The sequence below is a fragment of the Exiguobacterium acetylicum genome, from assembly GCF_019890935.1.
GTDB lineage: Bacteria > Bacillota > Bacilli > Exiguobacteriales > Exiguobacteriaceae > Exiguobacterium_A > Exiguobacterium_A abrahamii.
Map to the genome: position 1 here is coordinate 3,038,225 of NZ_CP082333.1, position 21,493 is coordinate 3,059,717.

Below are 21,493 nucleotides of genomic sequence, written 5' to 3' on the forward strand. Positions count from 1 at the left end.
TTCCTATCATCTGATCCATTTCGTACTATAATCCACTTAACTTTACCAGTTTCTGTTTCACTCTGCCTGTCTGAGTGTTTACGCTTTCGTGACAGGTAGCAGAATCGTCGCGATGACGCCGCCTTCCGGCTGATTATCAATGAATAGCTTGCCTTCATGTGCTTCGACGAGTTCTCGGCAAATCGATAGTCCGAGCCCTGTTCCACCCTTTCCTTTTTGCACTTGATAGAACTTTTCTGTGACGTGACGTAAGTGCTCTTTCGGAATTCCGGGACCTTCATCACTGAAGGAGAGGAACAACACACGCTCTGAACGAACGAGTCGAATGGTGATCGTGCCACCGACTGGAGAAAAGCGGATCGCATTATCAAGCAGGTTCAAGAAGACTTGTTTCAATCGGTTTTCGTCGTACAGACCGACGACTTGCGCCGGTAACTTCTGTACGATCTGGACATTTTTTTCTTCCAGCTTTTGACGCAGTTGCGCCGTCACGGTCTCGATGATTTCCGTCAAGTTGACTTCCTGACGGTATAAGACGAGGCGACTCGTCTCGAGTTTCGAGAAATCGAGTAACTGCTCAACGAGCGAAATCAAACGCTCCGTCTCCGAATGAATGATGCCCATCCCAAGCGACGCCTCTTCCGGCAACTGATCCTGTTCGACGAGTAACGTTTCACTCCAGCCTTTGATTGATGTCAGCGGTGTCCGTAATTCATGGGAAATACCAGAAATGAATTCATCTTTCAATGTTTCCTGCTGTTTGATCTGTTGTCCCATATAATTGATCGTCCGCGCTAGTTCTCCAAGCTCGAACGAGTATTCCTCGTTCACCTTGACGTCGTAATGCTGTTTCGCGATTTGATCCGATGCTCCGATGACTTCTTGAATCGGTCGGACGATCGACGAGACGAGACGTGAGGAATAGATGAAGGCAAGTCCCCAAATTACTGTACCCAGGAGGACGATCGCTAAACAAATTTCGATCACACGTCGATCGATTCGCTCAAGCGACGTCGTATAACGAAGCGCTCCCGTCGTCTGACCAAACGACACGACAGGTTCTGTTACTTCCAGTAAATGTTCTCCCGTCGCCTCATCATCATATCGTTTCGTGACGGTCTGTCCCGCTCTTACTTGATTGATCGCCTCTCGCGTCAACTTACGTTCCGAGATGAATCCGGTCGAAGAGTAACGCGGAATCCCTGTCGCATCCAACACTTCGATTTCAGCGTCTGGATAAGCGTAAGAATCGAGTACATCATGGATCGTCGCTTCTGAATCGGCGTAATCATAAGCAAGGCCGCTATTCGCAAATAAGACAGCACTCGCATTCGCATGACGTTTTAAGACATCCGTCGCCGTCACGTAGTAATAGTTATAGGTCACGAACGAAAGGATCCCGATGACGAGTAAGACTGTCACCGTGATAATCGTCATGAACCGCATCAATATTTGGCGCTTCATTCTTCGTTACGCCACTTGTATCCATGTCCCCACAATGTCTCGATGAACTTCGGTTCCGCTGGATTCTCTTCGATTTTTTGACGAAGACGGCGAATATTGACATCGACCGTCTTCCGATCACCAAAGTAATTCTCACCCCATACCGCATCGAGTAATTCATCTCGCGACATGACTTGATCTTCGTTTTTGATGAAATGGCAAAGTAAATCGTATTCAGTTGGTGTCACTTCGACGTCAACACCTTCTTTTTGGACGCGCTTCGCGCCTAAATCAATCCGGAACGGTCCAGACACGAGTTCACGCGGCTGTTTTCTGCGGCGTAACGTCTCTACCCGTCGCAGGAGCGATTGGATGCGCGCGAGTAGCTCTGCTGGACTGAATGGCTTCGCGATGTAATCGTCCGCTCCTACGCTCAGTCCCATGACTTTATCCTCTTCTCGTGTCCGTGCCGTCAGCATGATGATCCCGACGACTTCATCCTTTGCCCGCGCCTGTTCACAGACGGCAAAACCGTCGACTTCCGGCATCATGATATCGAGTAACAGAATATCGAAGGTTTGTTGATCAAACTGCGCAAGCGCTTCTTTCCCATTTTCCGCCTCGATGACATCATAGCCTGCCCGTTTCAAATTAATGACGATGAAACTGCGAATCGCATGTTCATCTTCGGCTACTAGTATTTTGGTCATTCTTTTCTCCCCCTGATTCTTTATTCCACAAGTGTGACACGATTGACGAACACTTCATAATCCTTCGTCGCATCAATCACATAGACATAATCGATACCTTCTTTGATTTTTCGTTTTTGATCACTCGCAATGTATTGATTCTTCGGAATGACCTCTAATTCGAAATCAATCTGCTTCGTTTCTCGATTGATGAACCGAACACGATTTTCACGTTTCTCGATCGTTTCACGCGTCGCCCAGTTGGCAGGGAACCGCATGACGAAATTGTATTCTTGATCGATGTACTGCTCTTCTCGCAATTCGAATCCACTCTCGAGAAATGGCGGATTATCTGACCCATTCCATGTGTAATATGCCGTGATGCGTGGTTTCGGTTCACCCTCACGCCCTTTACTGCCTTCTGGCGTATACTGATGACCAAACTCGACGATTCCGTCTTGATCGACATCTTTCGGGAAAGTATACATCGGTTCGACGATCTCATCGACCTGACCGAAACGAACCTGTTCCAACGTATCGTTCGCTAAGCGGAATAATCCGATGTGCATTTTCGCATCTCGTGTATATGAGACGATCAAGCCTTTATTCCGAGCGGCATTGATCGTATCGACTTCAAATAAATCATGTTCTGCGAATAAATCGCCATCCTGCGTTAAAAGTGTCGTCTCTTGGTGCTCTTTCGACAGGATGTCTTTATAATAGATCAAACGAGACGGACTGCCCTTTTGCAGAAGCACCATATCCCGCTCTCGATCTTGATTCAAATCAGCTACCGACAGACGATCGTATCGATCGACTTTCGTGACGTCTCGTTGCTTCGATAGTAACTGCTCAATGATGTATAACGTATTTTCACCATAACTGGTAATACCGATGACCAGGTGGTTTTGTTTATGTCGTGCGTCAGTTATGACTTCGAGTCGATCGATGGCTCGACCGTCAGCTACCGTCTGTCGCGCTACGAGTCGCCATTTTTCGCCTTGTCGTTCATGGACGAGCAGATGAATCGTGAAGCGCCCGTCCTGCTCGCTGCGGTAGAAGGTGATCGCCTCATCTTTACCGTTTCGATCTAAATCGACGAGTTCGTATAGACGTGATACCGCTTGATTTCGTGGTGCCACGATCTCTGCCTGTTTCGGCAAATCGCGGTCAATCCGTTCTTTCAACGACTGCTCCCATGCCGGAAGGGACGGATGTTCGAGTAAAGAGGCGGGATGCGGAAACATCGTACTGCATCCTGCTAATAATAGACTTGATATGATCATGAAGAGATATTTCATAAAGTTGGAATCCTTTCCGTACGGGCTCTGTTTCCACTTTATCATACTCTCTTCGAGGAGAGTATATTGTCGAACGGGGGACAAGTTGTTACGATATACAGATAATTGAAAGGGGTTTGAATGTATGACGTATAAAATGATTGTTCTCGATTTAGATGATACCTTGTTGACAAGTGACCATACGATTTCACCACGTACGAAAGAAGCTTTACTCGCTGCGCAGCGTCGCGGGAAGAAGGTCGTGCTCGCTAGCGGTCGTCCGACATTTGCCATGCTCGACCTCGCAAAAGAACTGGAACTCGCCCGCTACGGCAGTTACATCCTAAGCTTCAATGGCGCTTCAATCATTGATTGTAAAACGAACGAGTCGCTCTTCCTCAGCACGCTTTCCCCGGAGACGGTCCACCGCCTCGACGATTTGAGTAAACGGGAGGGTGTCTACATCCACACGTATGTCGGACATGAGATCCTGACAGAGGAACCGAATGAATATACGACGCTCGAAGGACAACTGACAGGCATGGAGGTCATTCGTGTCGCTGATTTTAAAGCCGCGATTCAAACACCTGTCGTCAAGTGTTTGATGATGGCAGAAGAGATGCACCTCGCGCGCGTCGAACAGACGCTTCAACAGGAACTTGCGGGTGAACTCGCGGTGGCTCGCTCGAAGCCATTTTTCCTTGAATTCACAGAAGATGGTGTCACAAAAGGCACAAGCCTTGCCTTACTGTCTGAAAAACTGGGAATCGCTCAAGAAGAAGTCATTGCTTGTGGAGACGGCAACAACGATCTATCGATGATCGAATGGGCAGGTCTTGGTGTCGCGATGGCGAATGCAGCCGATACCGTCAAAGAAAAAGCACAGTATATGACCGCTTCGAACGATGAAGATGGTGTTGCTCTCGTCGTCGAAAAGTTCATGATGGATGAGGAGCCGGCTATCTCAAGCCGCTAAGTGACTCAAAAAAAGAATGACGCGTCTTTTCACGCCCTTTCCCCAGGCGAGACACAAGCCAATTTTCCTGCTTCATTCAAGCAGGAAAACGGGTCTTGTTTGTCTCTGACAGCGCAAAATTGTGCTTTTTCCTGTAGGAGTTGCGTGTGACGCGTCTTTTTTTATACCTGGAAGAAGGATCAGAGAAGCATTTCGTTCACTCGACATCGCTTCCTAGGGAAAAACAAGCAAGAGCGACCCTGCAGCGAAGAGGTGTGATGCTTGTCCCTGGAAAACGATTCGAGACGAACAACAAGCGCAATCCTTCTCGTTAAGAGAAAAACTGCGCTTTGTCTTCAGTCTCAGGCTGACTTTTGAGTCAGCCTTTTTTGATTTACGACATTTACGACAAACACCAGTCGATCGGCTCTCTTCCCTGCTCTTTCAGCCAAGCATTCGTTTGAGAATACGGTTTACTACCGAAAAATCCACGACTCGCGGATAAGGGACTCGGATGGACGGCTTCAAGAACAAGATGACGATCCGTATCGATCAGCGCTTTTTTACTCTTCGCATGATTTCCCCAGAGGATGAATACGATCGGTTGTGTCTGTGTTCCTAATACTTCGATGACCCGATCCGTAAACGGCGCCCAGCCTTTTTTAGCATGTGATCCCGCTTTCCCTTCCTCAACCGTAAGCGACGTATTGAGTAAGAATACTCCTTGTCGTGACCATGCTTCGAGATTTCCGGAGGTCGGAGCCGGACAACCGATATCTGTGACGAGTTCCTTATACATGTTTCGAAGGGACGGAGGAATCGGTACTCCGTCATGCACGGAAAAGCTGAGTCCATTCGCCTGACGTGGACCATGGTAGGGATCTTGCCCTAAGATGACGCACCGGACATCTTCTGGCGCGACTGCATCGAACGCATGAAAGATCCGCTCTTTCGGAGGGTAGACGGTCGTCGTTTGATAGGCTTCCTTCAAAAAAGCCCACAGTTCTTGAAAATAGGGTTTTTCCTTTTCTTCTTTTAACACGGTTTGCCAAGATGGATGCACGTGAATCCGCTCCTTTTTCAGTCTCAAGTCGCTGTTCGTCCGTCTTGATTCTGCTATGATGGATGATGAGGTGGAAAACTATGATTCAGACAAAACAATTATTCGGACTACCATTCGTCGATGCGACACCTTCGCAATGGTATACCCATATTAAAACAATCTTACACGACCGCGGAAAAGCCTTTCTTGTCACAGCGAACCCAGAGCTCGTGTTGCGTGCATTGCGCGAACCTTCTTACGATGCCATCTTACGACGGGCGACGTTCATCACACCAGACGGAATCGGTGTGACGGCTGCCAGTAAACGGATGGGAGCACCGCTCACTGCGACATTACCAGGAATCGAGACGGCACGTGAACTATTGCGGACGGCAGACGCACTCGAGAAGCGTGTCTTTTTACTCGGTGGACGTCCGGAAGTCATGAAATCGTTGATCCGTCAGTTATCGATTCGTTTTCCGAACATCCACTTCGTTGGAACGTTTCATGGTTTTGGAAAGACAGAAGAAGCTACGCGAGCAATCGCAGAAGCAGACGCTGATCTTGTTCTCGTCGCACTCGGTGCGCCAAAACAGGAAGAATGGATCGCTTCCATCTATGATCAAGTCGATCACGGCATCTTTATCGGTGTCGGTGGTGCGTTCGACGTCTGGTCCGGACACAGTAAGCGCGCGCCTAAATTATTCCGTCGCTTCAAGCTAGAGTGGCTCTATCGTATCTCGACGCATCCTCGTGGATTCGAGAAACTCAAGGATTTGTTACTTTTCCTGACGCTCGTGCTTCGCAAAAAATCAACGCTCTCTTGAGCGCACACAAAAAGGGCCGACTTAAAAAATGACGCGTCCTTTCACGCCCTTTCCTCAGACGAGACACAAGCAAGAGCGACCCCGAAGTGAAGCGGCGCGATGCTGGTCCCAGGAAAACGATGTGTGATGAACAAAAAAGCGCAATCTTTCTCGTTAAGAGAAAAATTACGCTTTACCTTCAGTCTCAAGGCTCCCGACACGGCGGGAGCCTTTTTGACGCTTATCTTATGCGTTGACAGTCGAGAATGAACGACCGAGTTCTTTTGCTTTAGCGATTGCTGCTTCTTTGATTTCTTCTGCTTTTTCTGGGTTCATTGCCATACCTTCGATGAAGAGTGCATCGTAGTCTGTTACACCAGTGAAAGCAAGCGCTTGACGGAGGTAGTCATCACCGAAATTGAGACCAGATCCTGTGTAGACGCCACCTGTTGCTTGGATGTGGAGTGCTTTTTTGCCTTCCATCAAGCCTTTTGGACCTTCTGCAGTGTAAGCGAATGTTTTACCTGCAAGAAGAACACTGTCGATGTACATTTTGAGACGTGCTGGGAAAGAGAAGTTCCACATTGGTGTGACGAAGACATACTCATCTGCTTCCATGTATTGCTCGAGATGTTTTGTCATCGTACCGACTTTTGCGATCTCCACTTCTGTTAACTCTTCGCCTGTTGCGAATTTGCCCCATGCGCTAAGAACATCTGTATCGATTTCTTGGACTGTTTCGTTATATAGATCAAGAACTTCTACTTCAGCTGAAGGATTCGCTGCTTTGTAGCTTTCGAGGAATGCTTCACCGACTTGAAGGCTGAAAGAGTGTTCTGTAGCTTTCGGGTTAACAGTTACATAAAGTAATTTAGTCATTATTATTTCTCCCTTTTATTTAAAGTAAATTCTGTAACTAAACATACCAACCACCTTTTCGTTTGTCAATCAGTTTGACTTCCAAACGAATAAAAAAAGCTCAAGTCCGTGACCTGAGCTTTCTTGATCTTATGAGTGCTAATTCTTACACATTTTCGAGCGGCGTATAATGTTCGGCTCGTAAACCGATTCGTTTCAACTGATCAATCAACTGTTCCTTTTCAGAAACCGATAAATCCTTAAATAAGTCTGCTAAAAAGGCTTCATGTTTCGGGAATGTCTCTTCCATTAGTTCGCGTCCAGCTTCCGTTAATGTCCCAAACGTAACACGACGATCCGTCGCACATGATTTTCGCGCAATCAACCCACGCTTTTCAAGTTTATCCACGACATACGTCACACTTCCGCTCGTTAATAGAATCTTATCGCCAATTTGTTGTAGAGGCGTGTCCCCTTTGTGGTACAGCAATTCAAGAACTCCGAATTCCGATAAATTCAACTGATGTGTTTTGATGTCTGCCTTCACTTGCTCCGTCACCGCATGCATCGTCCGAGATAGAACAACGAGCATTTTTAATGCCAGCTTCGAGTCTGTCGATTCCATTTTACGTTCGCCCCTCTTTGTGTTGTATCGTCACAATCATAGACTTCTTTGTCTACCTGGTCAATTCTTGCTGAATTTTTGCAATGATCTACTGCGTAAAATTAGTTCTTGCGGTGAAACGCGTTTCATAGCCTATTGTCTTGATATACACTAAAAAGGAGGTAATCATCATGTCGATTCATACACGATTAATCCAGCTGTTCAAACGAAATGTTGCTTTTGAGTGGGCCATCGAACAATTGCATACACCAGCAGGTTATTATTTGTGTCAGCACACGTTGGTCGATCAATACCCCGATTTGTCTCCTCAAGAAAAAACGCGACTGCTCTCAAAGATCAATGAATTGGCTGAGCAGACAGCTCCATTCTCGGCTCCCGTCTCTCGACAGGATTGGCGCCGACTTGAACGACGATTATCTCGTAAGATGTAATCCAGGAGGGATGCGCGATGACGAACATCCGAGACTTGGCACGTGAAGCCAACGTGTCCGTTACGACAGTCTCACGTGTACTAAATGATCATCCGTACGTTGCGAACGAGAAGCGACAAGCTGTTCGAGAAGCCATCGAAAAACTCGGATATATCCGTAATCAGACTGCCGTCCATCTATCGACGGGTATGACAAAAACGGTCGGAGTCATGCTTCCGTTCGTTGATCATCCATATCACGCTGCCATTCTTCAGGGCATCGCGCAAGCCGCCTTTGACGCGAGCTATCGGTTCTTGACGTGGCAAACGAATTATGTGGAAACGCATGAGCAACTGGCACTGGATGCGCTGGCGCAACAGGAAATCGACGCACTCATCGTCGTGTCGCACAGTCTTCCCTTATCAGCGATTTTATCGTATGAACGTTATGGCCCGATCGTCTTTTGTGAACATCATGAAGATGTCGCTGCCGTCTATATCGATCACTATACGGCCTTTCAACAAGGACTTGCACATCTGCGACAACAAGGACATACGAGCATCGGCATCTGTCTCGGACGACCGGACAGTACGAATAGCTTGGCGCGTAAACATGCGTATCAAGAGGTCGTACGTGACGAATTCGTCTATGAACAGACCTTGACGATTGAAGACGGTGCGACCGTCGCAAGACGCTGGATGCAACAAAAACAACGACCGACCGCTATCTTGACCGCAAGTGATCACGTGGCGGCAGGTCTCATCTTGGAACTCCGAAAACAAGGCTATCAGGTTCCTGGAGACCTGTCTGTCATTGGTTTTGATGGAAGTGAACTCGCTGAAGTCTTAGCGATGACGACGATCGCGATCCCTTATGCCACGATCGGGCGACATGCGTTTCAATTAACCGTCCGCGAAGATCTCGTTGCTCGTCCACAAATCGAAGTACCCTCGACGTTCATTGCTGGAACGACCGTTCTTCCTCATACCTGAATCCATATAAAAAAGCGACGAGTTCATCGATTTGAATTCGTCGCTTCATTTCGTTTAAAGAGTTCCTGCCGCTACATACCGTGATCCCCAGTAGCCGCCACGGAACGATTCTTTGACGACTCTTCCATAATACGAGTTCGCATTGATCATCGTACCACCATCGACAGCGATTCCAACGTGTTGAATCCCACTTCCATGTGTAAAGAAGACGAGATCACCAGCGCCTGGTGCCGTACGTTTTGTTGCTGAGTATTGAGCCGCTGCCGTACGTGGGAGTGATTTTCCTAGTGCTTGATAAACGTAACGTGTAAATCCAGAGCAATCAAAGCTAACAGGACCTGTCGCACCAAAAACATAAGGACGTCCTTTGAGACCTTCTGCTACCGAAACGATCGTTGATCCTGTTTTACTAAGACCTTTTGTCGCTTTAGCGTTATATGGTTTCGTGTATGTAGAGGCGATGTATGCTGATTTCCCTTGATGACGGATTTGATACCATTCTTTGACCTGACCTACGACGGTTACAGCTTGTCCAAGTTTCAATTGCCCGACTCGTTTACTTGATACAGCAGCTTTTGCACGAATATTCAGCACATCCACTGACACCACTACTTTTTTACTTGTTGCAGCTTGCGTTGATGCTGGGACGAGTGTCCAACTACTGATGAGTAACGTTAAGGTTAACAAAACACGAGTGACAGCTTTCATCGATTCATTCTCCTCTTATGTATGAATGTATTGCACGTCTGAATTGTCAGATAATTTCTGTATTTATCCTATCATGTTCCAGATTTTCATCATGTTACAGTTCTTTAACGCGTATTCTTTTTCGTAATACTTTTGTAACAAAATAAAAAAACAGGTTGTAGAACGGCTTAGGATAGCCATTTCTACATACCTGTCAGTTTGAGTCACTTAATCGTTTTTTCAAGAATCAATTGACTTCTTTTTACGGAAACGTGCTAAGAATTCATAGACGATCGGCACGATAAGGAGTGTCAACAACGTCGAACTTGTCAGTCCACCGATGACCGTCACACCTAACCCTTTTGAAATCAATGCGCCACCTTCGAGTCCAAGCGCAAGTGGTGCAAGTGCACCAATCGTCGCAAGTGCCGTCATCAAGATTGGACGTAAACGTGTACCTGCTGCATCGAGTAATGCTTCACGCGTCGATAAACCTTCCGCTTCTTTATGAATGACACGGTCGATCAAGACGATCGCATTCGTCACGACGATTCCGATCAACATCAAAGCGCCAATCAAGGATGACACAGAAATCGTCTCTCCTGTAATCAACAGGGCAACCAGTCCACCGATGATTGCGAATGGAAGTGAGAACAAGATGACGAGTGGTGTCAATGCTCCTCCAAACGTAATGACGAGGACAAGATAGACGATCGCTACAGCTGCTGCCATTGCTAGACCAAGTTGTGTGAACGACTCTTGGATCTGCTCTGTGACTCCGCCTTGCTCATACGAGACGCCTGTCGGACGATCAATGTTTTTGACGGACTTTTCAATCGCTTGAGAAGCCTCTGTTGCTTTATCCGTTTTTAGTTCTGCTGTAACGGTAGCGACGAGTTTTCCATCACGTTCGTTAAGCGAATCAGGAGTCGTTCCTTTCTTCACTTCAACGAAATCGGACAATTTGCGAACGCCAAGCGGTGTCACGACATCCGTCTCTTCCAAATCTTGAATGGAATCGTATGTCGTTTGTTCGTTTGGAACGATGACATCGAGTTCCTTCCCATCTACCTTAATAGTAGAAAGTGGTTTTTCTTCTCCTTGGACATTAGCAATGCCCTGCGCAAGTTGTGCTGTTGAAACGCCGAATTCAGCCGCTTTTTGCTGATCGACTTCGAACGTATATTGCGTATACGCTTCTTTTAAATCTGTCGTTACTTTTCGAACATACTTCGATTCACCTTCGATCGCATCGACGAATTTCGGTGTTACTGCTTCTAAATCTTCAATATTATTTGCAAAGATTGAATACGAGACGCCTGACGAAGCTGCGCCACCACTAAAGTCTTGCTCTTTCCATTCTCCTGTTGGAATGTCAGCATTCAGCTGTTTGATGGCTGTCTGTTTAACATCTGCGAAACCTTCCGTGTCTGGATCGTATTGGACGATGAAGACCCCTTGTTTCGTATTCCCTGGATTCAATGGATTTTCTCCACCGACGGTAAACTGAAGATTATCGATATTTTTTTGTTTGTTGAAATAATCTTCTGCTTGATCAGCTGCTTTTAACGAATCATCCAACGTTTGACCTGGTTTTGGATTGTATGTGACGTAGAGTGTCTTTTCTCCTTCTTGATTCAAGAAGTTGACACCAATCGTTGGTACGAGAGCAAAACTACCGATCAACAGTAAGACTGAAAGACCAAAGACGATGAGTTTATGGTTAAGAGACCAATTCAGCATACGGCGATACCCATTCGCCAACTTTCCGCCCTCTTCTTTTTCCGGTTTTGGTGCTTTACCACGCTTAAAGAGCGAATCCGCGAACATCGGAACGACCGTAACTGCAACGATCAAGGACGCGAATAGCGCAAAGACGACTGTCAAAGCGAATGGTAAGAACAGCTCACCAACGAATCCCGTAACGAATCCGAGTGGCAAGAAGACCGCGATCGTAACGACTGTCGACGAAGCGATGGGAATGAAGACCTCTCGTGTTGCACTGATGATCAGTTCTTTTCCTTTTAACTTTTCCGTCGGATCCGTCAAACGACGATAAATATTTTCGATGACGACGATGGAATCATCAACGACTCGACCAATCGCGACCGTCATCGCTCCGAGTGTCATGATGTTCAAGGAAATATCCATCTGCTTCAAGACAAGAATTGCCATCAGAAGGGATAACGGAATCGAAATAACAGCAATGATCGTTGATTTAATGTTTCGTAAGAACAGCAAGATGATGACGATCGCAAATAACGCACCAATCAATGCTTTACTGATCATCGTCGAAACAGATTCCTCAATTGGTTTTCCTTGATCCAGTGTCACAGATGCATTGACCGAACCGTTTTCTTTTTCAAAGTCTTTGATCGTCTGCTTGACTGCATTGACGACATCGACCGTGTTTGCATCTTGCGACTTCGTTACTTGAACACCAATCGATCGTTCACCATTCGAACGCGAGATCGATTCCTCGATCCCTTTATCTTCGATCGTCGCGACTTGCGACAACGTGACAGTTGGCACTTGTGTTGGCGCCGTCTGTGCTGCCTGACCGGACGTTGCGCCTGTCGCTGGTGTCGTTTGGGATGCCGCAGGGGCTGACGATGGAGCTTGTCCTGCTTGTCCTGCTTGTCCTGCTTGTCCTGCTTGTCCTGCTTGTCCTGCTTGTCCTGCTTGTCCTGCTTCAGGAGTATTCGATACTGGCGGTGTATAGGGAAGACGAAGATCTTTTAATTCCTTGACCGTCGTTGCTTTTCCATCTAATACGACCGCTTGTTCCTTATCTCCTAACTCGTACAAGCCAAGCGCTAAACGGGAATCATTAGCTTGAATCAATTGTTTCGCATTCTCTTCGGTTAGACCGTAACGTTCGAGTTTTTTCTCATCGAAGCGAATTTCGATCCGGCGAATCTCTTGACCCGCGACTTGAACCGTCTGCGCCCCTTCGATTCCTTCAAGCTTTGGTTGAAGTTCGTTTTCAACGAGTTTCGTTAATTCAGATAGGGAACGTTCCTTATCCGAAACGGCAAAACCGATGACTGGGAATGCATCAAAGGAAATCCGTGATACTTGTGGTTCCTGAACACCTTCCGGTAATTCGACGTTTGAAAGAGCTTCTTTTACTTTTTGCTCGGCTTCTTCCATATCCGTGCTGAAGTTATAGTCGATTTGTAGGTTCGATGCATTTTGGAAAGACGTCGAACGTACTGTATCGACTCCCGGTAAATTTTCGACCTTACTTTCAAGTTCTCGACTGACTTCATCTAGCACCTGTTCTGGTGTAGCACCTGGATAAATCGTCGTCACCGACACAGTCGGCGTCGTGATGTCTGGCAATGTCTCGAGCTTCATCGATGTTCCCGCATAAATACCGGCAACCGCGATGATGATCGTCATAAGCCAGAGGGCAAACTTATTGTTCACCGAAAACTGGATGATCTTTTTCATCGTATGGTTCTCCCTCACTCTTCAATTTGTTTGTCTAGTCGTCGTGCACGTTCTATTAATTGCTGAATTAATCGTTGTCGCACATCTGGAGACGGTGCACCGAACTGAAAATGCTCCGACAATTTCAAACCGTCTAATGTAAAGCGAATCGATAATACTTCAACCGGATCCATCTGTTCTGTCAGTTGGCGGAAGAACTGCTCCGCTTGTCGCTTTCGTTCCTCGACGAACGTCGCGTGATCCTTTAACAAGGACAACAAGTAAAGAAGCGCATCCATGTCGAGATGGAACTCCTCTTGCTGCTGAATTTGCAACGTCACGAACGCTTCCATCGGTCCCATCGTCAACTGATGCTGTTCATATAGTTCAAATTGACGTGCTTCTTGCGCCTCGATGACCCCCATTAATAAAGCTTCCTTCGAAGCGAAATGATACAATAGCCCACCTTTTGAGACATTCGCTTGTTTCGCTACTTCTTCGAGCGTCAATTGGGTGAATCCTTGTTGCAAAATAATCGTCGTCGTTGCTTCAAGAATCCGACGCCGTGTCTCTTGCGCTTTTGCACTGGCCAATAGTCTCCCCCTTCCCTCATATTTTACTGTACCGTCTGGACGGTTTCTTTTTACAGTGTACGAATTCTTATTTCAAGATGCAATCGCTTTGCTTATGTTTCACGTGAAACTTTCGTGAACGAAAAAAGACTGACTCAAATGTCAGTCTCTACACAGATAAGGGCGCGAAAGGACGCATCATTCTTTTGGATTCAGCCTCTTTTGAATCCATTATTCGTCTGCTTCGCGTGCACTCTCTCGTAGTGCCGCTTGCATCGTATCGAATAAGTGATGCTCCCGTAGCACTTGGACGCCACGATCCGTTGGTCCACCAGGTGCCGCAACATCGGCAATCAGACGATCCGTACTTGCGTCGGAGCGCATGAGAATTTCAGCTGAACCTTTCATCGCTTGAGCAACGATTCGGCGTGCATTTTCTTCTTCAAAACCAGCATCCGTCAAAACCGGCACCATACCAGCTACGATTTCATAGAAGAAAGCAGGACTACATCCAGCTGCCGCCATGAATGCCGGCATCGTCGATTCATTTGCTTCCGCAATTTCTCCGACACGTCCAAATAATGCCTCGACTACACTTCGGATCTCTTCATTCACGCGTGAGCCGAACCATAGTCCAGTCATTCCTAAACGGTGTGCGACTGGAGTATTCGGCATGGCGGCGACTGTCGGTTGTTTTGCCAACTGTTCGATTTCATATGGTGTAATATGCGCAGCAATCGAAACGATCGTCTGATTCGTCCATTGTTGATTCGCTACATAGTCGAGTACACCATCGGGTTGCATGCCCAGCATGACGACATCGTATAAGGAGACGTCCTCCTGTTCGACCGTTTGAACGCCGTGTCGTGCTGCGACTTCCGTCAAACGTGCCCCGCCACTTCGATTCGTCATCGTGATATCTTCTCGTGCCAATCCAGAAGCGACCCATCCTTGAACGAGTGCCTCACTCATCGCACCAGCTCCTACTATCAATAGTTTCATCATCTATCCTTCCTTTCCCTCAAAAAAAGACCAGTCATGAACTGGTCTTATGCGGGTCCATTATACACGAACAGCTAAATCTTCGACAGCAACGACACGAAGTCCCTTGTCGTCAAGTTTCTTGACGATTTTTTTCTTTGTCTTCTCGTCACAATCCGTCGGTAATGTAATCAATACACGACGCATGACGCTACTCTTCGCATCGAGTGTCATCAGACTCGCGACCGTTGAATATTTGTTGACGATCTTCGAGATTTTCTCAAGTGCCCCTTTTTGTTCACTGAGGGCTACTGTCAGGACGTAACTTCCCGAATCACGGTTCCATGCTTCTTCAAGCATTCCAAGCATTTTTCCGTGTGGCAGGATACCGAAGAAATGACCGTCGTCATTCAAGACCGCGATATACGGTAATTCCTTGATTGAGAAGAAGACTTCAAAGAAATTACTTCCTGTATAGATGTATTTGGATGTATTCTTAATCAGCGACATGACGTTATCGTCTAAGCTGCCACCATTCATCCCATGCCGATAGATGTGCATCTTATAGATGTTCCCTTTGAAGTCCTGTCCTGATTGGTCAAGGACCGGGACACAGCGATATCCGGTTTTTTCAAGTGTGTCGAGTGCTTCACGAATCGTCGCTGTCTCGGAAATCGTGACACATTGATGCTTCGGAATACATAAACTTTGTACGAGCATAATAAAATCCTCCTCTTTTACCTGATTACGCAGACTTAATCATATCATTCGATTTTCATGCGCCATATCCTCTTTTCCCACTTCTGATGCGCTTTTATTCTTACAATCACAAGACAATCTCTTGCAATTACAACGTAATCCAACTCATTTCAATCAAGTACACTTCACTTTTTCCATTGTCAGACAATTTATTAAATCTACAATCACCTTCATATTAAGATTTATTAAGATTTCGTAAAGACGCTTCATAAATGTATTCTTTTACAATACCGTCTGCTACAATCGAACTCGTGAAGTTACTTCACTATTCTATTCTTGTTCTTAATATGGAGGCAGAAGAAATGTTTAGTAAAAAACAAGATCCATTCGCAGTGAAATTATCCGAAATCGCAGGACACTTAAAAACGACTTCGCAATTCTTCGTTGACTTTAAAATCAACGGCATCGCGGATGTAAAAGAATTTGCACATAAAGTAAAAGACTTCGAAACAGCTGGGGACGATTTGATGCACCAGTTGATCATCGACTTGAACAACGCGTTCATCACGCCGATCGACCGTGAAGACTTACTCGCACTTGCTAACGCACTTGATGATGTCTTAGACGGTTTTGAAGAATGTTCAGCGATCTTCGAAATCTACAATATCGTTCAAGCAGACGAGCACATGATCAAGTTCGTTGATGAAATCAACATCGCTGTCACAGAACTCGCGATGTCAATGGATCTTCTTGTTGCACGTAAATTGCAACCGATGCGTGAACACGTCATCAAAATCAAAGAACAAGAGACGATTTGTGACAACCTACGCCGTAAATCGATCAAAGCATTGTTCGCAACAGAAACAGATCCAATTAAAATCATCCAATATAAAGAAATCTATGAATCGCTCGAATCAATCGCGGACTACTGCCAAGATGCAGCTAACGTCATTGAAACGATCATCATGAAAAACGCTTAAGTGAGGAGCTAACGAGATGGATAGCCTGTTTATCATCACCGCCATAATCGTGATTCTCGCACTTAGCTTCGACTTCATCAACGGTTTCCACGATACAGCGAACTCGATCGCGACTTCGGTGTCGACTCGTGCGTTGAAACCACGTCATGCCATCATCTTGGCTGCATCGATGAACTTCCTAGGTGCAATCACGTTCACTGGAGTCGCAAAAACGATCTCTGGTGACATCGTTGATCCGTCAACACTTGAACATGGTAGCTACGTCGTCATCGCTGCCTTGATTTCAGCCATTGCCTGGAACCTTTTGACTTGGTACTTCGGTATTCCGTCAAGTTCTTCGCATACACTGATCGGTTCGATTGCTGGTGCTGCTGTTGCCTCTGTCGGATTCGGAGGAATCGAAGCAAAAGGCTTCTTGAAAATCGTTCAAGCCTTGCTCATTTCACCAGTGCTCGCATTCACACTCGGTTTCATCGTTTATGCAATCTTTAAAGTCATCTTCAAAAAAGGAAACTTGGCGAAGACGAATCGTCGCTTCCGTCATGTTCAAATTGCAACCGCTGCTTTGCAGTCGTATACACACGGTACGAACGACGCACAAAAAGCGATGGGGATCATCACGCTTGCTTTGATCTCATCTGGTTATCAAACGGATCACGAAGTTGCGACTTGGGTTAAACTCTCATGTGCGATCGCAATGGGTCTCGGAACATCTGTCGGTGGATGGCGGATCATCAAGACCGTTGGTGGTCAAATCATGAAAATCCGTCCGGTCAATGGGGTTGCAGCTGACTTAACATCAGCAGCGATCATCTTTGGAGCGACAGCGATTCATCTTCCGGTTTCGACGACACACGTCATCTCTTCTGCCATCTTGGGTGTAGGTACATCACACCGTAAGAAAGGTGTAAAGTGGGGAACAGCACAGCGCATGCTCATTACATGGGTCATCACATTGCCGATTTCGATGGCTTTCGCTGCCTTGATCTACTATATTCTCGACTTCTTATTCATTAAATAAGTACTTGCCCCGCCTACTCAAAAGAGGTGGGGTTTTGTGTACATCAGAAGCGTCGATAGTTGTTGTTTTTCCCATAATTCGCTATGATGAAGAACAAGAAGGATTGTCTATTTCTTTAGGAGGAATGCCCCATGACAAAACGTAAAGCCTTAACGATTGCTGGTTCCGACACGAGCGGTGGAGCTGGTATTCAAGCTGATTTGAAAACATTCCAAGAACTTGGTGTCTATGGAATGAATGCTTTGACGGTCATCGTCGCACAAGACCCTGATCACTCTTGGCACCATGCGGTTTACCCAATCGACACAGAACTCGTCCGGACACAAATCCACACGGTCCTTGGAGGTATTGGTGTTGATGCGATGAAGACGGGTATGCTCCCGACTGTCGAAATCATTGAAGCCGTTGCTGAGAAAATCAAATCATCCGGCGTTCAAAACGTCGTGATCGATCCTGTCATGGTCTGTAAAGGCGAAGACGAAGTGCTGAACCCTGATACGGCAAACGCACTTCGTGATGTCTTGACACCACTTGCGACGGTCGTCACACCGAACGTCTTCGAAGCCGGACAACTGTCGGGCCTTGGTAAGACACCAGCAACGATCGACGAGATGAAACTTGCAGCAGCACGGATTCACGAAAAAGGTGCGCAATACGTTCTTGTCAAAGGTGGCAGCAAGATTGACCATCCACAAGCAGTTGACGTGCTTTATGACGGAAAAGAGTTTATCCTGATTGAGGACGAACGAATCGAGACACCGTACACGCACGGTGCCGGCTGCACGTATTCTGCAGCAATCACGGCCGAACTCGCAAAAGGTGCATCGGTAGAAGCTGCTGTCCGTACAGCAAAATCTTTCATCACTTCTGCGATTCGTCATTCATTCCGTTTGAATGAATACGTCGGACCAACTGATCACGCTGCACATCGTACAGTCCAGTCTTGATCCGCTTAAGAAGTCCGCGATATCCGCGGACTTCTTTCTGTATAGGAGAGGAGAAAAGTTTATGCAAGCCATTGATGTACAAGAAATACAGCGTTATATCGACGAACATGCGAATACACCGTTATATGTACACGTCGAGACGACGAACGGTGCTTACGCGACGCACCAAGATCCAACTTTCCATAGCGCAGGGATGTTTTTCCGTAATGCGGAAATCACTTACGAACGTGGTCTGATCACAGGAAACGGACCTTACCGGATCGGTTTGAAACTTGCCCACGGCTGGTTATACGGTGAAGGATTGACTGACTTCGAATTTGCTGGGGATCAATTGTTGATTGCCGGTCACGATATCGAAGGACGTCTTGCGATTGCTTTTGAACTTAGCCCGACACCATTCGCTCAAGGTGCAGAGGAGGTAGACGCATGACACACGAAGATCATTTACTCGTCGTCTTCCCTCACCCGGATGACGAAGCTTTCAGTTCTGCCGGTACGATCATCGAACACGCTGAAAACCGCGGTCCTGTCACGTACGCTTGTCTGACACTTGGTGAGATGGGACGTAACATGGGACGTCCTGTCTTTACGAACCGGGAACAGCTCGCAACGATTCGTAAACGCGAGTTAATCGATGCTGCTGCAAAAATGAAGATTTCGGATCTCCAGATGTGGGGACTTCGTGATAAGACCGTTGAATTCGAAGATGAGGCAGCACTTGCTGACCGTATTCTTGCCTTGATTCAACAGACACGACCAACTCGTTTGATTTCGTTCTATCCGGGTTACGCGGTCCATCCCGATCATGAAGCGACAGCTCGCGCCGTCGTGCGTGCCCTCCGGATGATGGATCCTGCTGATCGCCCAGAGTTCCTTGCGGTCGCTTTCGCGAACAATACGAAAGAAGAGCTCGGGGAAGGAACATTCATTCATGATGTCAGTGCCTATACGGATCAAAAGATCAAAGCACTCGAAGCACACGCTTCACAAACAGGTGGTCTGATGAAGGTCATCTCGGAAGATTCGAACATTCGAGATCTACTCGTCAAAGAACGCTACTATCACTATCCACTTTAATCTTCTTACAAGAGATGCGTACCGTCCGATCGACGATACGCATCTCTTTTTTTGTCTTTATCAGAAAACGTCGACTTTTTCAATGGCTTCTGCTAGTGTGAATAGTTGAGACTATGTCTCCGGAGTTCGTAACCTCCTCCGTTACAAAAACTAGGAATGGAAGTGTACATTATGAAAAACGAACGTGCTCTTGTCGTCTTTAGTGGCGGTCAAGACTCAACGACTTGTTTGTTTCAAGCACTGAAACAATACGAAGAAGTCGAAGTCGTGACGTTTAATTACGGACAACGTCATGCTCAAGAACTCGAAGTCGCACGCGACATCGCCTCTGAGCTCGGTGTCAAACACCATGAGCTTGATCTCTCTCTTCTCAGTCAACTGACGAGTAACGCCTTGACTGACCACAGCCAAACCATCACGACGAACGAAGATGGTCTTCCTTCTACTTTTGTAGATGGACGAAATCATCTGTTTCTTTCGTTCGCAGCCGTCCTTGCGAAAGGACGCGGAATCCGTCATATCGTCACTGGCGTATGTGAAACGGACTTTTCCGGTTACCCTGACTGCCGTGATGCCTTCATCAAGTCGCTCAACGTGACATTGAACCTTGCGATGGACTATCCATTCGTACTTCACACGCCACTCATGTGGCTCGACAAAAAAGAGACGTGGGCGCTTGCCGATTCGCTCGGTGCGTTTGATTTCGTTCGAAATCGCACGTTGACGTGTTACAACGGCGTCATTGGAGATGGTTGCGGTGAATGCCCAGCCTGTGAATTACGGAAAAATGGATTAGATGCATACATCAAGGAGGTTCAACACACATGACATTCAATTACGAAGCACCTGAAACGGTCGAGCGCCCGACTGGCGACTCGCTTATCTATACGAAATCTCGCGTCATGATCGTAAAAAAACTGACGTTCGACGCAGCGCACCACCTATATGATTATGATGGAAAATGCCGTGCCCTTCATGGTCACACGTATCATGTCGATATGGGAATCAGCGGTTTTCTGGATCACCGCGGTATGACACTCGATTTTGGTGACCTTAAAAAAATCTTCAAAACACATCTCGAACCACTATTGGATCACCGCTACCTGAATGAATCGTTACCATACATGAATACGACAGCTGAAAACATGGCAGCTTGGATTTTCGAGACACTCGGACAACATCTTCCGGATGAGCGTGGACTTCGTGTCGAATTCGTCAAGCTCTATGAGACACCGACTGCTTTTGCTGAAGTCCGTCGTGAGTGGATGAACGAAGCATGAGTGCCTTAACAAAAACACCAAAAATTCCGGTTCTCGAGATTTTCGGACCAACATTTCAAGGAGAAGGACGATCGATTGGTCAAAAGACGATGTTCGTCCGGACCGGCGGTTGCGACTACTCTTGTTCGTGGTGTGATTCCGCCTTCACGTGGGATGGTTCTGAAAAACCCGAACTCTTGACGGCAGAGACGATCATAGAACGCCTTGATGTACTCGGCTCTTACGGACATGTCACGATTTCTGGTGGGAACCCGTTACTTCATGCATCAATCGGCACATTGGTTGCGGCATTAAAAGAACGAAATATCACGATGTCTGTCGAAACCCAAGGCTCCTACTGGCAAAATTGGTTGCTTGATATCGATGACGTCACACTTAGCCCTAAACCACCTTCAAGTGGGATGAAGATTGATTTCGATCGCTTGGATGTCTTTTTTAAGCGTTTACCGGAACAACAGCGTGCCGTTAAAATCGTCATCTTTAATGAGAAAGACCTCGACTTCGCGGCGATGATTTCAGAACGATATGCGCTAAAGACGCTTTATCTATCGCTCGGTAATCCTGATCCGCACGAAGAAGGAACGATCGCTCCACGCATGCTACACGATTTAAAAACACTTTGGGAACGCGTCGCACGTGATGAGCGCTTCAATCATGCGCGCGTCCTACCACAACTACACGCCCTCGTTTTCGCGAACGATCGTGGCGTCTAAG

Annotated in this window: 23 protein-coding genes; 12 read left to right on the forward strand and 11 right to left on the reverse strand. The window is 46.8% G+C overall.

What is annotated here, in order from left to right:
- Positions 1-78: 78 nt before the first annotated feature.
- The 3 genes from K7G97_RS15680 to K7G97_RS15690 are packed head-to-tail and all read right to left on the reverse strand — an operon-like array spanning position 79 to position 3,418.
- Entirely contained in the window at positions 79-1,464 is a 1,386-nt protein-coding gene (locus K7G97_RS15680) for a sensor histidine kinase (RefSeq protein WP_214729090.1), read from the reverse strand.
- The gene (locus K7G97_RS15685) at positions 1,461-2,153 is read right to left on the reverse strand and encodes a response regulator transcription factor (protein ID WP_023469704.1); all 693 of its coding nucleotides are present in this window, start codon (positions 2,151-2,153) and stop codon (positions 1,461-1,463) included. The genes K7G97_RS15680 and K7G97_RS15685 overlap by 4 nt, the downstream gene beginning before the upstream one ends.
- Positions 2,154-2,173: 20 nt before the next feature.
- Positions 2,174-3,418, reverse strand: coding sequence for a hypothetical protein (locus K7G97_RS15690; RefSeq protein WP_262415771.1), 1,245 nt, complete (start codon positions 3,416-3,418; stop codon positions 2,174-2,176).
- A 139-nt stretch (positions 3,419-3,557) separates the two neighbouring features.
- On the opposite strand from K7G97_RS15690, the gene K7G97_RS15695 reads away from it, so the two are divergent.
- Entirely contained in the window at positions 3,558-4,388 is an 831-nt protein-coding gene (locus K7G97_RS15695) for a Cof-type HAD-IIB family hydrolase (protein ID WP_223041005.1), read from the forward strand.
- A gap of 382 nt (positions 4,389-4,770) precedes the next feature.
- Here K7G97_RS15695 and ung read toward each other — a convergent pair whose 3' ends face one another.
- Positions 4,771-5,430 carry a uracil-DNA glycosylase gene (gene ung, locus K7G97_RS15700; RefSeq protein WP_214729098.1) on the reverse strand — a complete coding sequence of 220 codons (660 nt, stop codon included), beginning with the start codon at positions 5,428-5,430 and terminating at the stop codon, positions 4,771-4,773.
- 80 nt (positions 5,431-5,510) lie between these two features.
- On the opposite strand from ung, the gene K7G97_RS15705 reads away from it, so the two are divergent.
- Entirely contained in the window at positions 5,511-6,236 is a 726-nt protein-coding gene (locus K7G97_RS15705) for a WecB/TagA/CpsF family glycosyltransferase (RefSeq protein ID WP_195866005.1), read from the forward strand.
- A 225-nt stretch (positions 6,237-6,461) separates the two neighbouring features.
- On the opposite strand, the gene K7G97_RS15710 is transcribed toward K7G97_RS15705, so the two are convergent.
- Positions 6,462-7,094, reverse strand: a complete 633-nt coding sequence (locus tag K7G97_RS15710; RefSeq protein ID WP_023469709.1) for an NAD(P)H-dependent oxidoreductase — start codon at positions 7,092-7,094, stop codon at positions 6,462-6,464.
- A 145-nt stretch (positions 7,095-7,239) separates the two neighbouring features.
- Positions 7,240-7,698, reverse strand: coding sequence for a MarR family winged helix-turn-helix transcriptional regulator (locus tag K7G97_RS15715; RefSeq protein ID WP_029342913.1), 459 nt, complete (start codon positions 7,696-7,698; stop codon positions 7,240-7,242).
- A 170-nt stretch (positions 7,699-7,868) separates the two neighbouring features.
- Here K7G97_RS15715 and K7G97_RS15720 point away from each other — a divergent pair, with 170 nt between their 5' ends.
- Both K7G97_RS15720 and K7G97_RS15725 read left to right on the forward strand, forming a co-directional pair.
- Positions 7,869-8,129: a hypothetical protein gene (locus K7G97_RS15720; RefSeq protein WP_029342914.1), complete on the forward strand. Its 261-nt coding sequence runs from the start codon at positions 7,869-7,871 to the stop codon at positions 8,127-8,129.
- Positions 8,130-8,146: 17 nt separating this feature from the next.
- Positions 8,147-9,100: a LacI family DNA-binding transcriptional regulator gene (locus K7G97_RS15725; protein ID WP_223041006.1), complete on the forward strand. Its 954-nt coding sequence runs from the start codon at positions 8,147-8,149 to the stop codon at positions 9,098-9,100.
- Between the two features lie 54 nt (positions 9,101-9,154).
- On the opposite strand, the gene K7G97_RS15730 is transcribed toward K7G97_RS15725, so the two are convergent.
- From K7G97_RS15730 to cbpA, 5 genes are all read right to left on the reverse strand, one after another.
- Entirely contained in the window at positions 9,155-9,808 is a 654-nt protein-coding gene (locus tag K7G97_RS15730) for a C40 family peptidase (protein ID WP_223041007.1), read from the reverse strand.
- Positions 9,809-10,027: 219 nt separating this feature from the next.
- Positions 10,028-13,243, reverse strand: a complete 3,216-nt coding sequence (locus tag K7G97_RS15735) for an efflux RND transporter permease subunit (RefSeq protein ID WP_223041008.1) — start codon at positions 13,241-13,243, stop codon at positions 10,028-10,030.
- Positions 13,244-13,257: 14 nt separating this feature from the next.
- Positions 13,258-13,815 carry a TetR/AcrR family transcriptional regulator gene (locus K7G97_RS15740; RefSeq protein ID WP_087681646.1) on the reverse strand — a complete coding sequence of 186 codons (558 nt, stop codon included), beginning with the start codon at positions 13,813-13,815 and terminating at the stop codon, positions 13,258-13,260.
- A 210-nt stretch (positions 13,816-14,025) separates the two neighbouring features.
- The gene (locus K7G97_RS15745) at positions 14,026-14,799 is read right to left on the reverse strand and encodes a pyrroline-5-carboxylate reductase family protein (RefSeq protein WP_262415772.1); all 774 of its coding nucleotides are present in this window, start codon (positions 14,797-14,799) and stop codon (positions 14,026-14,028) included.
- A 57-nt stretch (positions 14,800-14,856) separates the two neighbouring features.
- Complete coding sequence (gene cbpA / locus K7G97_RS15750) at positions 14,857-15,495, reverse strand: cyclic di-AMP binding protein CbpA (RefSeq protein ID WP_023469717.1); 639 nt, start codon at positions 15,493-15,495, stop codon at positions 14,857-14,859.
- Positions 15,496-15,836: 341 nt separating this feature from the next.
- Between cbpA and K7G97_RS15755 the strand changes: the two genes are divergently transcribed.
- The 8 genes from K7G97_RS15755 to queE all read left to right on the forward strand — a co-directional run bounded on the left by K7G97_RS15755 (position 15,837) and on the right by queE (position 21,492).
- The gene (locus K7G97_RS15755; RefSeq protein WP_023469718.1) at positions 15,837-16,454 is read left to right on the forward strand and encodes a DUF47 domain-containing protein; all 618 of its coding nucleotides are present in this window, start codon (positions 15,837-15,839) and stop codon (positions 16,452-16,454) included.
- 16 nt (positions 16,455-16,470) lie between these two features.
- Positions 16,471-17,475: an inorganic phosphate transporter gene (locus K7G97_RS15760; RefSeq protein WP_023469719.1), complete on the forward strand. Its 1,005-nt coding sequence runs from the start codon at positions 16,471-16,473 to the stop codon at positions 17,473-17,475.
- A 131-nt stretch (positions 17,476-17,606) separates the two neighbouring features.
- Positions 17,607-18,422, forward strand: a complete 816-nt coding sequence (gene pdxK / locus K7G97_RS15765) for a pyridoxine/pyridoxal/pyridoxamine kinase (RefSeq protein ID WP_023469720.1) — start codon at positions 17,607-17,609, stop codon at positions 18,420-18,422.
- Positions 18,423-18,483: 61 nt separating this feature from the next.
- Entirely contained in the window at positions 18,484-18,852 is a 369-nt protein-coding gene (locus tag K7G97_RS15770) for a YojF family protein (protein ID WP_087681649.1), read from the forward strand.
- Positions 18,849-19,499, forward strand: a complete 651-nt coding sequence (gene bshB2, locus K7G97_RS15775) for a bacillithiol biosynthesis deacetylase BshB2 (RefSeq protein WP_023469722.1) — start codon at positions 18,849-18,851, stop codon at positions 19,497-19,499. Before K7G97_RS15770 ends, bshB2 begins: the two co-directional genes overlap by 4 nt.
- A 171-nt stretch (positions 19,500-19,670) precedes the next feature.
- Complete coding sequence (gene queC, locus K7G97_RS15780; RefSeq protein WP_023469723.1) at positions 19,671-20,327, forward strand: 7-cyano-7-deazaguanine synthase QueC; 657 nt, start codon at positions 19,671-19,673, stop codon at positions 20,325-20,327.
- Positions 20,324-20,779, forward strand: coding sequence for a 6-carboxytetrahydropterin synthase QueD (gene queD / locus K7G97_RS15785; protein ID WP_023469724.1), 456 nt, complete (start codon positions 20,324-20,326; stop codon positions 20,777-20,779). Before queC ends, queD begins: the two co-directional genes overlap by 4 nt.
- Positions 20,776-21,492 (forward strand): 7-carboxy-7-deazaguanine synthase QueE, encoded by a 717-nt coding sequence (gene queE / locus K7G97_RS15790; protein WP_223041009.1) that lies wholly within the window; start codon positions 20,776-20,778, stop codon positions 21,490-21,492. The genes queD and queE overlap by 4 nt, the downstream gene beginning before the upstream one ends.
- Position 21,493 lies beyond the last annotated feature (1 nt).